Below are 13731 nucleotides of genomic sequence, written 5' to 3'. Positions count from 1 at the left end.
ATTAGAAGAGAAGACTATGTTTGCAGGTATGAATACAGGTGCGACGCCATCTTTGGCGCCGCACCATATGGCATTAATCCCCCAAGATCGCTTAGCAGAAATTCAAAAGGAATATTTTGCGGAATTAGCGCACATTGCCACCAATCCTGAGGCGATTGAAGTAGAGGACCGTCGCTTTGCTGGCAAAGCATGGCATTCCTCTTGGAGCAAAGTAATTGCCGCCACATATCTTCTGAATTCAAAGCATTTAATGTCGCTGGCCAAAGCGGTTGAAACGGATGAGAAAACGCGTCAGAAGATTTTGTTCACTACCGAGCAAATGATCGATGCGCTATCGCCATCCAATTTCATTGCCACTAATCCAGAGGTGCTCGAGAACATTATTAGCACCCAAGGGCAATCCATTCAAAAGGGTATCGTCAATTTGCTTGGCGATATGAAAAAGGGCAAAGTCTCTATTACTGATGAGAGTGCTTTTGAGGTTGGTAAGAATATCGCCACCACTGAGGGCTTTGTTGTCTTTCGAAATGAATTATTTGAGTTGATTCAATACAGCCCATTAACAGAGACAGTATTTGAGCGTCCTTATTTAATGGTTCCGCCATGCATCAATAAGTACTACATCCTTGATTTACAGCCCGACAACTCAGTAGTTCGCCATATGGTTGCTCAGGGTCATACGGTTTTCTTGGTATCTTGGAAAAACCCAGATGCCTCGATGGCAGAAGTGAGTTGGGATGATTACGTAGGCAAGGGCGTTATCAAAGCAATCGACGTTGTTCAAGAAATCAGTGAGTCTAAGCAAATTAATATCTTGGGCTTCTGCGTTGGGGGCACCCTAACGACTTCCGCTTTGGCTGTTTTGGCGGCTAAGGATCAACATCCAGCAGCAAGCTTAACTTTGTTTACGACATTGTTAGACTTCACCAATACCGGTATTTTGGATGTCTTTATTGATGAAGCCATGGTGGAGTTGCGTGAAAACACCATCGGTGGAAAGGCAGGTAATTACGGAATGATGTCAGGCCTAGATCTAGGCAATACATTTTCCTTCCTGCGACCCAATGATTTAGTTTGGAACTACGTTGTTGAGAATTACCTAAAAGGAAATTCTCCGCCTCCATTTGATTTGCTCTATTGGAATGGCGACTCTACAAACCTGCCAGGCAATATGTATTGCTGGTATCTACGTCACACTTATTTGCAAAATGATTTGGTTAAGCCCGGCAAGGTCACCATCTGCGGTGAAAAAATCGATCTAGGCAAAATCAAATGCCCCGCCTATTTATATGCCTCGCAGGAAGATCATATCGTGCCGTGGCAATCAGCCTATGAATCTACTCATATTCTTAAAGGTAAAAACTGCTTCGTCTTGGGTGCATCAGGGCACATTGCCGGAGTGATCAATCCTCCTGCAAAGAATAAGCGTTTTTACTTTGAGAACAACACAATCGCCCCAACAGCTGAAGAGTGGTTTGAGGGTGCAAAAAAAATTCCTGGTAGTTGGTGGCCCAATTACACAGAATGGCTTGAAAAGCATGCCGGTAAGCGCAAGCCTGCAAGCAACGCCTATGGCAATCAAAAGCATAAAAAGAAAGAGGCTGCACCAGGCCTTTACGTCAAAGAAAAAATTTCTAAATAGAGAATTCATCAAACACATTTAACGAAGGTTTTTTAAAGGGGAAAGTAATGTCTCAAAAAGTCGCATATGTAACTGGCGGTATGGGTGGTATTGGTACCGCTATTTGCCAACGTTTAGCTAAAGATGGTTTCAAGGTAATCGCAGGTTGCGGACCTAATTCACCACGTAAAGATCGCTGGCTTGCTGAGCAGAAGGCGCTTGGCTATGACTTCGTCGCCTCTGAAGGTAATGTATCTGACTGGGATAGCACGGTAGCTGCTTTCGATAAGGTCAAGGCTGAAGTAGGCCGTGTGGATGTATTGGTTAATAACGCTGGTATTACCCGTGACAGCGTATTCCGCAAGATGACCCCTGATGCATGGAAGGCTGTTATTGATACCAATCTTAATTCCTTGTTTAATGTTACTAAGCAAGTGATTGATGGCATGGTTGATAACAACTGGGGTCGCATCATCAATATTTCCTCTGTGAATGGTCAGAAAGGCCAGTTTGGTCAATGTAACTACTCCACTGCTAAAGCAGGTTTACATGGATTTACCATGGCTTTGGCTCAGGAAGTAGCAACTAAGGGCGTTACTGTGAATACAGTGTCTCCTGGCTATATCGGCACTGATATGGTTAAAGCTATTCGTGAGGATGTCTTGGAGAAGATTGTTTCTGGCATTCCAGTTAAGCGTTTAGGCACGCCTGATGAGATCGCGTCTATTTGCTGCTGGATCGCCTCGGATGATGGTGGCTATGCGACTGGCGCCGATTTCTCTCTGAACGGCGGTATCCATACAGGCTAATTTTGCCAAAAAAGCGGTATTGGATGAGCGCAACTCGGCTTGTTTACCTTTTGTTCAAACTAAGGCTAAACTATGCCGATGTTGCGTTGCAGTAATCAGTAAGGAAAATAATGGCTACCCGTTCCAAAAAAGCCGGTGAAGATCGGTTGATTAAGAAGTACCCCAACCGTCGTCTCTATGACACCCAAACAAGCACTTATGTCACCTTGGCTGACATCAAGGGTTTGGTAATGACCAACGAAAGTTTTAAGGTTGTCGATGCCAAAACTGATGAAGATTTAACGCGTAATATTCTGTTGCAAATTATTTTGGAAGAAGAGGCTGGTGGCGCACCAGTGTTTTCTACCCAGATGCTTTCTCAAATCATTCGCTTCTATGGAAATTCCATGCAAGGTCTGATGGGAAATTATTTAGAGAAGACCATGCAGTCTTTTGTGGATATCCATAACAAATTAGGCGACCAGACTAAGGGTCTTGGCGCGGGCAGCACTCCAGAAGCTTGGGCGCAAATGCTCAACTTGCAGAATCCTCTAATGCAAAACCTCATGGGTAACTACATGGAGCAAAGCAAGGATTTGTTTGTCAAGATGCAAGAGCAAATGCAGGGTTCACAGAATATGTTTGGCAGTTTCCCATTCGCACAACAGCCTAATAAATCTGAAAAAGAATAGTTGTGGCTGGAAAAATTGGTTTTGTATCCTTGGGTTGCCCCAAGGCATTAGTTGATTCCGAACTTATTCTGACGCAATTAAGCGCAGAAGGTTATGAAACCGCGAAAGACTATTCTGGCGCGGACCTCGTAGTAGTCAATACCTGTGGCTTCATTGATTCCGCTGTAGAGGAAAGCCTCTCAGCTATCGGTGAGGCTTTAGCTGAAAACGGCAAGGTAATTGTCACTGGCTGCCTTGGCGCCAGAAAGAATGCGGATGGCAGTGATCTCATTCAAAGCATTCATCCTAAGGTTCTAGCAGTTACCGGCCCACATGCTACCGATGAAGTAATGCAGGCCATTCATTTGCATTTACCTAAGCCGCACGATCCATTTACGGATCTTGTTCCGCCAGCTGGCGTCAAGCTTACCCCCAAACACTACGCTTATCTCAAAATTTCTGAGGGATGCAATCATCGTTGCACCTTTTGCATTATTCCTAACTTGCGTGGAGATTTGGTATCTCGCCCGATTGGCGAGGTATTGCTAGAGGCAAAGCGTTTATTTGAATCGGGCGTAAAAGAGTTGCTTGTTGTATCTCAGGATACGAGTGCTTATGGCGTGGACATTCAATATCGCACTGGTTTTTGGGATGGCAAGCCGGTCAAAACCAAAATGTTTGATTTGGTGAATGCCTTAAATCAAATTGCGCGCGAATATCAGGCATGGGTGAGGTTGCATTATGTCTATCCCTATCCTCATGTTGATGATGTATTGCCCCTGATGGCTGAATTTTCTGAGCATGGATATGGCGTATTACCTTATTTAGATATCCCATTGCAGCATGCCCATCCAGCCGTACTCAAACGTATGAAGCGACCAGCAAGCGGCGAGAAAAATCTTGACCGAATCTTGGCATGGCGCAAGGCTTGTCCTGATTTGGTTATTCGCAGTACTTTTATTGCTGGTTTCCCTGGTGAGACAGAGGAAGAGTTTCAGTATTTGCTCGATTTCTTGGATGAAGCACAAATTGATCGTGCTGGATGCTTTGCATATTCGCCTGTAGAAGGTGCATTAGCAAACCAACTAGATAATCCGGTTCCTGATGCCATCCGGGTGGAGCGTAGGACGCGATTCATGGCTAAGGCGGAAGACATCTCTATACAGCGACTAGCCAAAAAGGTGGGTAAGCGTATTCAGGTGCTAATTGATCGAATTGACGAATCTGGCGGTATTGGCCGAACCATAGGTGATGCCCCTGAAATTGATGGTCTGGTGAGGGTTTTACCACCCAGCAAGCCTTCAAAACGCTACCGGACTGGCGAAATCATCCGCGCGACAGTGATTAGCTCCCAAGGGCATGACCTAATAGCCGAAACTTGACGAATGTAATAAAACTATTGTTTTGGCAGTTTTAGTACTAATTTGACCCAATCAATGGGTTTATTCACCGTAAGGGGATTGTTATGAGTCGTGATGTCGTTGTCTTAAGTGCAGTACGTTCCGCAATTGGTAGCTTTAACGGTTCACTCAGCAGCTTTGAGCCATCTGAACTTGGCGGAATTGTCATGAAAGAGGCGGTAGCGCGCTCTGGTGTAGATCCCGCAAAAATTAATTATGTAACTGTCGGTAACACCATTCCAACGGATAGTCGTTACGCTTATGTTGCTCGCGTTGCTTCGATTCAAGCTGGCTTACCAATGGAATCTGTTGCAATGGCCTTGAACCGTTTGTGTAGCTCTGGTTTGCAAGCGATCGTGACAACAGCTCAGCAAATTATGTTGGGTGACTGTGACTACGGTGTTGGCGGTGGCGTTGAGGTAATGTCTCGCGGTATGTATGGTTCACCAGCGATGCGTAGTGGTGCGCGCATGGGTGACACTAAGATGCTCGATTTGATGGTGTCTGTGTTGACCGATCCGTTTGGTGTTGGCCATATGGGTGTTACTGCAGAAAATCTTGTTGAGAAATGGAAATTAACTCGCGAAGAGCAAGATGCTCTAGCTGTTGAATCTCATCGTCGTGCTGCGAATGCTATTAAAGAAGGTCGCTTTAAGTCTCAGATCGTTCCAATCACGATTAAGACTCGTAAGGGCGATGTTGTATTTGATACAGACGAGCATTGCAAGCCTGACACCACAATGGAAACGCTCGGCAAAATGAAAGCCGTGTTTAAAAAAGAAGGTGGTTCAGTTACTGCTGGTAACGCTTCGGGCATTAATGATGGCGCTGCATTCTTTGTATTGGCTGATGCTGAGACAGCGAAGAAAGCTGGCCATAAGCCAATCGCTCGCTTGGTTTCTTATGCGGTTGCCGGTGTTCCAAATCACATCATGGGTGAAGGCCCAATTCCTGCTACCAAGCTTGCGCTTGAGCGCGCTGGTTTGAAGCTTGATCAAATGGACGTGATTGAATCTAACGAAGCGTTTGCCGCGCAGGCGCTCGCAGTGACTAGGGGCCTGGGTTTAGATCCAGCCAAGACCAATGTGAATGGTGGCGCGATTGCTTTGGGGCACCCAATTGGTTGCTCAGGTGCGGCGATTGCTACCAAAGCAATTCATGAGTTACAACGTGTTCAAGGTAAATACGCTTTGGTAACAATGTGTATTGGTGGTGGTCAAGGTATCGCAACTATTTTTGAACGCATGTAATTAGTTAGCTAATTAATAGCAGAGCAGCATCCAAGCCGACGTGGTCAAAAGCCGCGTCGGCTTTTTCTTTGACTACTGGCTTCGCTTGATAAGCCACGCTAATCCCTGAGCCATTCATCATGATGAGGTCATTTGCGCCATCGCCCATTGTGATCGCATTGGCTCTGGTGCAACCCAATCTTTGGCAGGCATCATCGAGGTGAGCAGATTTGGCTAGCCCATCAACAATATCGCCCAAAACTCTGCCAGTAAGTTTCCCGTCAATAATTTCTAGGGTATTTGCTTGAGTTTGCTTAAAGCCTAGTCTCTCCCGCAGCTTCTCCGTGAAGAAAGTAAAGCCTCCTGATACTAGGAGCGTGTAGAGACCTCGTTGCTGTGCGCCAGCAAGCAATTCAACTGCGCCAGGGTTGGGTTGTAAACGTTCGCGATACACAGCCTCAAGAGCGTCCGCATGGATGCCTTCCAATAAAGCCACGCGCCTTCTGAGACTCTCCTTAAAGTCTTTAATCTCGCCGCGCATCGTAGCTTCAGTAATTTCTGCGACAGCAGATTTTTTTCCTGTGAAATCCGCGATCTCATCAATGCACTCAATATTGATTAAGGTGGAATCCATATCCATGGCTAGGATTTTTATATCCCTAGGGGCTAAATCTGGATTCAAAAAGCAAAGATCGGTCTTATATTGAGAGCAGAGTGTGCGCAACTTCTCTCGCTGTATTACATCAAGATGTAGACTGCATGCCCAACGCTCAGAGTGGTAGGGACCATTGGCAATTTGCCCACTAAGCGTATGCAAGGTGGCGCCAAATTGAGTGGCGTGGTCCTTTAATTCAAATATAAGTTTCTCTGAGATGGGTTCGCGTGAGAGTGCTACAAGGGTTTGATGTTCTGCCATAGCTAAATAATAGATGAGTGGAACGTCTTCTAGCTTACTTTTGCAGCACTTAAGACCGCTGAATCATTCAGGCGGCGAAGAACCTGCCGGATGGCTTCAAGACGTTGCTCCAATTTCTCAAAGTCGCGTTCTTTCTGAGGGGTAATTTTGAGCTTATCTTGACCATTCAACTGAATATGCTTTGATGACTGAATGAGCTGAATGATCTTCAAGGAGTCTATTGGGGGATTGGGGATAAATTGAATCTGGATTGAGAGGGGGCTCGCATCAATTTTCTTGATGCCAAAACCTTGCATTTCTAAACGTAGACGATGAGTCTCATAGAAAGACTTCGCTTGATCTGGCAGATCACCAAAGCGGTCAACGAGCTCTTCGCGCAAACCCATTAACTCAGAGAAATCATTGCAATTGGCAAAACGCTTGTACAAAGATAGTCGCTCGTGTACATCAGGACAATAATCGTCAGGCAGAAGGGGTGGTACACCCAAGTTCACATCGGTTGTAGCCTGCAGTGGTGAAAGTAGATCGGGCTCTTTCCCACTACGCAAGGATTTCACTGCGCGATTAAGCATTTCCGTATAGAGCTGAAATCCAATTTCATGAATTTCCCCTGATTGTTTATCGCCCAGCACTTCACCAGCGCCTCGAATCTCAAGGTCATGCATCGCCAAATAGAAGCCAGAACCCAGCTCCTCCATTGCTTGAATTGCGTTCAAACGTAACTGAGCCTGTTTGCTTAATGCCTCAGGATCTGGAACGAGTAAATAAGCATAAGCTTGGTGGTGGGATCGACCAACGCGACCGCGTAATTGATGCAGCTGCGCTAAGCCAAACTTATCAGCGCGATGCATGATGATAGTGTTAGCTGTTGGAACATCAATACCAGTTTCAATGATAGTTGTACAAAGCAATATGTTTGTGCGCTGCGTAACAAACTCACGCATGACAGCCTCTAGCTCTCGTTCGTGCATTTGTCCATGTGCCACGCTGATCCGGGCTTCTGGAATGAGCTCTTGCAAAGCATGCTTCCGATTTTCAATCGTCTCAACTTCGTTATGCAGGAAATAGACTTGTCCGCCGCGCTTAATTTCACGAAGCACTGCCTCGCGGATAACGCCATCGCCTTCACGTCGTACAAAAGTTTTGATAGCCAATCGCTTTTGTGGAGCTGTTGCGATGATGGAGAACTCACGCAAGCCTTCCATAGCCATTCCCAAGGTTCTTGGAATGGGTGTTGCCGTAAGAGTGAGGATATCTACCTCTGCACGTAGAGCTTTTAAAGCATCCTTTTGTCGCACTCCAAAGCGATGCTCTTCATCGACAATAACAAGGCCTAAATTTGCAAATTGCGTTTCTTTGGAGAGCAATTTATGTGTGCCAATAATGATGTCTGCTTCACCTTTGGCAATCGCCTCTAGCGCAGCATTAATCTCCTTAGTGGTTTTAAAGCGGGACAACTCAACAATTCTGACAGGCCAGTCGGCAAATCGATCTTTCCATGTTGCTACATGTTGTTCGGCAAGTAGAGTAGTTGGAGCAAGGATGGCTACTTGTTTGCCACCCATGACGGCTACAAAGCTGGCGCGCAATGCAACTTCTGTTTTTCCAAAACCTACATCTCCACATACCAAGCGATCCATTGGGGTTCCACTGGTCATGTCGCCTATAACGGCAGCAATCGCATTGGCTTGATCAGGCGTCTCTTCAAAGCCAAAACTTTCTGCAAAGGCCGCATAGTCATGCGCTGAGAATTCAAAAGCATGGCCCTTACGAATTGCGCGTGCTGCATAAAGTCCGAGTAGCTCAGCGGCAGTATCCCGAATTTGTTGTGCAGCCTTGCGTTTTGCCTTATCCCATTGGCCTGAGCCAAGCTGATGTAAAGGTGCTGAATCTGGGTCTGAACCAGCGTAGCGGGTGACCATTTGCAATTGTTGAACAGGCACATACAGTGTGGCATCGCCCGCATATTGCAGATGCAAGAACTCCTCAAATATTGGCGCCTCTTTCGGTGCTGCGAGATTTAGCAAGACTAAGCCTTGATATCGTCCTATACCGTGCTCAGAGTGAACAACTGGGTCTCCAATTTTTAGCTCAGATAAATCCTTAAACAACATGTCGGGATCGGTGTTTTCTGCGCCTTTGCCCTTGCGTCTCTGTCTCGCTGTAGAGGTAAATAATTCAGCCTCAGTTAAAACGAGTAGGTTTTCTGAGGTCCAGAGAAAACCATTAAAAAGTGGCGCAGTTACTAGACCAAAGAGCGATTCGCTCTTAACAAATTCAGCGATGCTATCGAACCCTTCAGGGTGTAATGGGTACAGCGCCTTACCATCTTGCCCCGCGACACCATTGCTTTCATCTAAAAGTTGCCGAATGGATTCTTTTCGACCTGCGCTATCACTACAAATCAGAACGCGTAATTTTTCTTGGGAGACAATATTGCGCAAGCGCGATATTGGATCTGCATCACGTCTGTGAACCGCAACATCGGGTACAGCCTTGAAAGTGCTGGTGTCATGATTGGTGATGACTTCATTCTCTAACGCTAGGCGTGCATAAGGCTTTGCATTTGTAAAGAATTCGTCGACATCTAAAAATAATTGATTAGGCGGGAGAATCGGACGATCAAGATCGTGCTTCAGAAACTCATAGCGTGACTGAGTATCTTTCCAAAAGTTTCTTATTGATTGTTCTACATCGCCAATATTCACCAGCCATACAGGGTCCCCAGATCTGGGGAAGTAGTCAAACAAAGACGATTGTTCGTCAAAAAAGAGGGGTAAATAAGATTCAATACCCGCACTAGGAATCCCGAGGTTTGCATCTTTATAAATTGAGCAACGGGTTGGATCACCTTCAAATACTTCTCTCCAGCGACCCCTAAAGGCTGTGCGCGCTTCGTCATTGAAAGGAAACTCATGCCCAGGAAGAATGCGGACTTCTTTAACGGGGTAAAGGCTACGTTGCGTGTCTGGATCAAATGCTCTGATTTGCTCGATTTCATCTCCAAACAAATCCAGTCGATAGGGAAGGCTTGACCCCATAGGATATAAATCAATAAGGCCACCACGAATGCTGAACTCACCAGGTCGCATGACTGCGCTAACAGGGTCATAACCAGCTTGCTGCAATTGCAGTTTTAGTGCGGCTTCATTGAGCTTATCGTTTTGTCTGAAAAAGAAAGTATGGCCAGATAGAAATTGCGGTGGACCTAAACGTTGCAATACTGTGGTCACTGGTACCAGGACAATGTCGCAACTACCATTCAGAAGTTCATACAAGGTAGCCAAACGCTCGGATACCAAATCCTGGTGTGGTGAAAAATGATCATAGGGCAGGATTTCCCAATCAGGTAATAGGCGTACCTTTAGCTGAGGGGCAAATGCAGGGATCTCTTCAGCCAGTCTTTGTGCCTCTTGAGCTTGCGCGCAAAAAACGACCATGACAGAGAAATCGTTGCGATAGCGTATTGCTGATTGGGCTAGTAGGGCGGCATCCGCTGAGCCAATCAGCCCCGAAAAGGTAAAGCGCTGCCCAGCCCGAGGAGCGGGTACGGGGGGTGCTAGATTTAATGCATCAGACATCTGCGCTCATTATAGAATCAGGTATGAGCTATGGAAACCATGTTCCCAATCAATCTAAACGCTGTCACGCGGTATTGCCAACTGCGGGTACCGGCTCTCGATTGGGCGGGGAGTTACCAAAGCAATTCCAGCAGTTGGCTGGTAAGCCAATGCTTGCATATGCACTAAATGCTTTTGCTCAAGCGCCTCAGATTGAATCTATTTGGGTTGGTGTCTCACCAGGTTTTATAGACCATCCAATCCTGAAAGAATTTTCCAATTTAGATAAGCCCGTTCATTTCTTGCCAACAGGTGGACCCACTAGACAGGAAACCGTTCGAAATACGTTGGCAGTCTTAATGAGTTCAGGAATTGGTGCGGACGATTGGGTGCTTGTTCATGACGCTGCTAGACCAGGAGTTACGCCCACTTTGATCGATAGGTTGATTCAGGCTGTTCAGAACTCTAGTTCGGGGGGCTTACTCGCTATACCTCTAGCAGACACCTTGAAGCAGGCTGATCTCAATTCAGTTGTCGCTGGAAATCTTCCGCATTCTGTTAAAACCATTCCCCGCGACCACCTTTGGCAAGCTCAGACCCCGCAAATGTTTGGTTTAAAAAAGCTACACACTGCATTGGAAGAGGCAATTAGACAAGAATCCGATGTAACAGATGAAGCAAGTGCTATGGAGCTAGCAGGTGAAAAACCTTTGTTGATTGAAGGTGCAACTCGTAATTTTAAAGTGACCCATCCAGCAGATTGGGAGCTCATGCAACTCTTACTGGGCTAAGCTATTTAGTATGACTCAATCAAACATTCATATCCCTCAATTTCGAATTGGCCAAGGCTACGACGTACATGCATTAGTTTCAGATCGCAAGTTAATCTTAGGAGGCGTTCACATTCCTTATGAAAAAGGTTTGCTAGGTCATTCCGATGCAGATGCTTTATTGCATGCTTTAACGGATGCTTTATTGGGGGCTGCAGGCCTTAATGACATTGGCCAGCTATTTCCAGATGATGATCCTCAATTTAAAGACATGGATAGCCGAATCCTATTAAGAGCTGCGTTGCAGAAGGTTCAGGCGGCTGGATACCATGTGGGTAACGTAGATGCCACCATCATTTGCCAGAAACCTAAATTGGCAGGATATTTGCCTGAAATGGTTCGAAATATCGCCTCTGATTTAGCTGTAACCCCCAGCCATATCAACCTCAAAGCCAAAACCAATGAATCCCTGGGTCATTTAGGGCGTGGAGAGGGGATTGCAGTGCATGCAGTCGCTTTGCTCTATAAGGCCTAAAACAGGCTCTAAAACCCTAAACATTGTAGAATTACGGTCTTTAGAGTGAAGTTTGAGCTTGGTAGTGTTTGCGGAATTCGCGAGGATGGCGAAATTGGTAGACGCACCAGGTTTAGGTCCTGACGCCAGAAATGGTGTGGGGGTTCGAGTCCCCCTCCTCGCACCACAAGATTACTACTTGGCTTGGACTTCATATTTCCAGATCTTCAATTAAGAGACGAGAATGGCTGTGCAGATAGAAAATTTAGGTTCCTTAGACCGCAAAATGACTTTGGAGTTTGCTCGCGCTGATTTAGCGAAAGCACGCGAAGCGCGTTTGGCTAAAGTGGGTAAGACCATGAAAATGGCTGGCTTTCGTCCAGGTAAAGTTCCTAAGAACATGGTGGAAAAACAGTACGGCATGCAAGTTGATTTTGAACTTCAATTTGACAAAGCATCCGAACTCTTTTTTGAGCACAGCAAAAAAGAAGGTATTGCTTTAGCTGGTCAGCCACGTCTTGAGCCAAAAAGCGAATTAGATGCAGACACCATTGTGTTTGATGCATTCTTTGAGGTTTTGCCAGAAGTGAAGATTGGTGACTTCAGCAAAGCGGAAGTGACTAAGTACACAACTGATATTGGTGATGCTGAAATTGATCGAGCATTAGATGTATTGCGCAAACAGCAGGTTCACTATCATCCACGTGGAGAGGCTGGCCCTCATGGCGATGGCGGCGCTAATACTGCTGCTCAAAACGGCGACCAAGTAGTGATTGATTTTGTTGGCAAGATCGATGGCGTTGAGTTTGCTGGCGGGAAGGCGGAGAATTTTGAATATGTTTTAGGTGAAGGTCGCATGCTTCCTGAGTTTGAAGCGGCTACTTTGGGTTTAAAAGCTGGCGAGAGCAAGTCATTTCCACTTAGCTTCCCGGCTGACTACCACGGCAAAGATGTTGCAGGCAAAACAGCTGAGTTCACTATTACCGTTAAATCGGTTAACTGGGCTCACTTGCCAGCGGTTGACGATGCATTCGCGCTTTCATTAGGTGTGACTGAAGGTGGCGTTGCAAAGATGCGCGAAGAAGTAAAACAGAATTTAGATCGCGAAGTAAAACGTCGCATCACTTCTTTATTGAAGAATGATGTAATGGATAAGCTCAACGAATTATGCGAGTTAGATGCACCAAAATCTTTGGTGTCTTCCGAGCAAGAGCGTTTGGTAGAAGGCGCTCGCCAAGATCTTATGCAGCGTGGCGTTCCAAATGCAAAAGATGCGCCAATCCCACCAGAGATTTTTGCTGAACAAGCCCTAAAACGCGTTCGTCTCGGATTAATCTTGGGTGATTTGGTAAAGCAAAACAATTTGGCTGCTACAGCGGACCAAATTAAGGCTGAAATCGACGAGCAGGCTGCTACTTATGAAGATCCAAAAGAAGTGGTGCGTTGGTTCTACAGCAACCCAAGCCGCCTAAAAGATATCGAAAATTTAGTGCTTGAGGACAATGTTATTAAGCATTTCACATCACTTGCCAAGGTAAATGAAAAAGCAATTAGCTTCGAAGAATTAAGCAAGCTAAACTAATTCAATTATTTAAAAGGGGTCCTAAATGAGTCAGAACCATTTACAAGCTGAAAATCTAGAGCCAAAAGGTCTGGGCTTGGTTCCGATGGTCATCGAAACCTCTGGTCGTGGTGAGCGTGCTTACGATATATATTCGCGCCTTTTGCGTGAGCGTGTCGTGTTCTTGGTTGGCGAGGTGAATGATCAAACTGCCAACCTCGTTATTGCGCAGTTATTGTTCCTGGAAAGTGAAAATCCAGACAAAGATATTTCCTTGTACATTAACTCTCCTGGCGGATCCGTTTCTGCAGGCTTGGCAATTTACGACACCATGCAATTCATCAAACCACACGTAAGCACTTTATGTATGGGTATGGCTGCAAGCATGGGCGCATTCTTATTGTGCGCAGGCGAAAAGGGTAAGCGTTTTGCACTACCAAATTCTCGCGTAATGATTCACCAGCCATTGGGCGGTGCTCGTGGTCAGGCCTCTGATATTGAGATTCAAGCCCGTGAGATTTTGTATTTGCGTGAGCGCTTGAATAAGATTTTGTCTGATCGCACTGGTCAGTCGATTGAAACAATTGCTAAAGACACTGATCGCGATAACTTCATGTCTGCCGAGCAAGCTCGTGAGTATGGCTTGATCGATACAGTTATCGAAAAGCGTCCATAAAATTTTCTTTTAATTACTCTTTGGG

11 protein-coding genes and 1 tRNA gene are annotated in these 13731 nt (G+C 45.8%); 10 read left to right on the top strand and 2 right to left on the bottom strand.

Going from position 1 to position 13731, the window contains the following annotated elements; all coding sequences use genetic code 11:
- Positions 1–16 precede the first annotated feature (16 nt).
- The 5 genes from phaC (at position 17) to DCO17_RS05475 (ending at position 5730) form a co-directional block, all read left to right on the top strand.
- On the top strand, positions 17–1642 hold the full coding sequence (gene phaC, locus DCO17_RS05495) for a class I poly(R)-hydroxyalkanoic acid synthase (protein WP_173955768.1): 1626 nt from the start codon (positions 17–19) through the stop codon (positions 1640–1642).
- A gap of 47 nt (positions 1643–1689) precedes the next feature.
- A complete protein-coding gene (locus DCO17_RS05490) occupies positions 1690–2430 on the top strand; it encodes a 3-ketoacyl-ACP reductase (RefSeq protein WP_173955767.1) in 741 nt (246 codons plus the stop codon).
- Positions 2431–2540: 110 nt separating this feature from the next.
- Positions 2541–3101, top strand: a complete 561-nt coding sequence (phaR, locus tag DCO17_RS05485; protein ID WP_173955766.1) for a polyhydroxyalkanoate synthesis repressor PhaR — start codon at positions 2541–2543, stop codon at positions 3099–3101.
- 2 nt (positions 3102–3103) lie between these two features.
- Positions 3104–4462 carry a 30S ribosomal protein S12 methylthiotransferase RimO gene (rimO, locus tag DCO17_RS05480; protein ID WP_173955765.1) on the top strand — a complete coding sequence of 453 codons (1359 nt, stop codon included), beginning with the start codon at positions 3104–3106 and terminating at the stop codon, positions 4460–4462.
- An 83-nt stretch (positions 4463–4545) separates the two neighbouring features.
- On the top strand, positions 4546–5730 hold the full coding sequence (locus DCO17_RS05475; protein ID WP_173955764.1) for an acetyl-CoA C-acyltransferase family protein: 1185 nt from the start codon (positions 4546–4548) through the stop codon (positions 5728–5730).
- A 4-nt stretch (positions 5731–5734) separates the two neighbouring features.
- Here DCO17_RS05475 and serB read toward each other — a convergent pair whose 3' ends face one another.
- Both serB and mfd read right to left on the bottom strand, forming a co-directional pair.
- Positions 5735–6625: a phosphoserine phosphatase SerB gene (serB, locus tag DCO17_RS05470; protein WP_173955763.1), complete on the bottom strand. Its 891-nt coding sequence runs from the start codon at positions 6623–6625 to the stop codon at positions 5735–5737.
- Positions 6626–6654: 29 nt separating this feature from the next.
- Positions 6655–10206 (bottom strand): transcription-repair coupling factor, encoded by a 3552-nt coding sequence (mfd, locus tag DCO17_RS05465; protein ID WP_173955762.1) that lies wholly within the window; start codon positions 10204–10206, stop codon positions 6655–6657.
- 23 nt (positions 10207–10229) lie between these two features.
- Between mfd and ispD the strand changes: the two genes are divergently transcribed.
- The 5 genes from ispD (at position 10230) to clpP (ending at position 13706) form a co-directional block, all read left to right on the top strand.
- Positions 10230–10976: a 2-C-methyl-D-erythritol 4-phosphate cytidylyltransferase gene (ispD, locus tag DCO17_RS05460; protein ID WP_173955761.1), complete on the top strand. Its 747-nt coding sequence runs from the start codon at positions 10230–10232 to the stop codon at positions 10974–10976.
- A gap of 10 nt (positions 10977–10986) precedes the next feature.
- A complete protein-coding gene (gene ispF, locus DCO17_RS05455) occupies positions 10987–11490 on the top strand; it encodes a 2-C-methyl-D-erythritol 2,4-cyclodiphosphate synthase (protein ID WP_173955760.1) in 504 nt (167 codons plus the stop codon).
- Between the two features lie 79 nt (positions 11491–11569).
- Positions 11570–11656 (top strand) — tRNA-Leu (locus DCO17_RS05450).
- Between the two features lie 57 nt (positions 11657–11713).
- On the top strand, positions 11714–13051 hold the full coding sequence (tig, locus tag DCO17_RS05445; RefSeq protein WP_173955759.1) for a trigger factor: 1338 nt from the start codon (positions 11714–11716) through the stop codon (positions 13049–13051).
- A 25-nt stretch (positions 13052–13076) separates the two neighbouring features.
- Positions 13077–13706: an ATP-dependent Clp endopeptidase proteolytic subunit ClpP gene (gene clpP / locus DCO17_RS05440; protein WP_173955758.1), complete on the top strand. Its 630-nt coding sequence runs from the start codon at positions 13077–13079 to the stop codon at positions 13704–13706.
- Positions 13707–13731 lie beyond the last annotated feature (25 nt).

The sequence above is a fragment of the Polynucleobacter tropicus genome (assembly GCF_013307225.1).
GTDB classification, from domain to species: domain Bacteria; phylum Pseudomonadota; class Gammaproteobacteria; order Burkholderiales; family Burkholderiaceae; genus Polynucleobacter; species Polynucleobacter tropicus.
Note: the sequence above shows the minus strand (reverse complement) of the source record. Positions and strands in the feature narration are given on the sequence as shown.

Bases quoted from the DNA above. Each gene is read 5' to 3' on its own strand.
- DCO17_RS05490 (WP_173955767.1), top strand. From the start codon at position 1,690: ATGTCTCAAAAAGTCGCATATGTAACTGGCGGTATGGGTGGTATTGGT.
- DCO17_RS05475 (WP_173955764.1), top strand. From the start codon at position 4,546: ATGAGTCGTGATGTCGTTGTCTTAAGTGCAGTACGTTCCGCAATTGGT.
- ispD (WP_173955761.1), top strand. From the start codon at position 10,230: ATGAGCTATGGAAACCATGTTCCCAATCAATCTAAACGCTGTCACGCG.
- serB (WP_173955763.1), bottom strand. From the start codon at position 6,625: ATGGCAGAACATCAAACCCTTGTAGCACTCTCACGCGAACCCATCTCA.
- ispF (WP_173955760.1), top strand. From the start codon at position 10,987: ATGACTCAATCAAACATTCATATCCCTCAATTTCGAATTGGCCAAGGC.
- tig (WP_173955759.1), top strand. From the start codon at position 11,714: ATGGCTGTGCAGATAGAAAATTTAGGTTCCTTAGACCGCAAAATGACT.
- phaC (WP_173955768.1), top strand. From the start codon at position 17: ATGTTTGCAGGTATGAATACAGGTGCGACGCCATCTTTGGCGCCGCAC.
- clpP (WP_173955758.1), top strand. From the start codon at position 13,077: ATGAGTCAGAACCATTTACAAGCTGAAAATCTAGAGCCAAAAGGTCTG.
- phaR (WP_173955766.1), top strand. From the start codon at position 2,541: ATGGCTACCCGTTCCAAAAAAGCCGGTGAAGATCGGTTGATTAAGAAG.
- mfd (WP_173955762.1), bottom strand. From the start codon at position 10,206: ATGTCTGATGCATTAAATCTAGCACCCCCCGTACCCGCTCCTCGGGCT.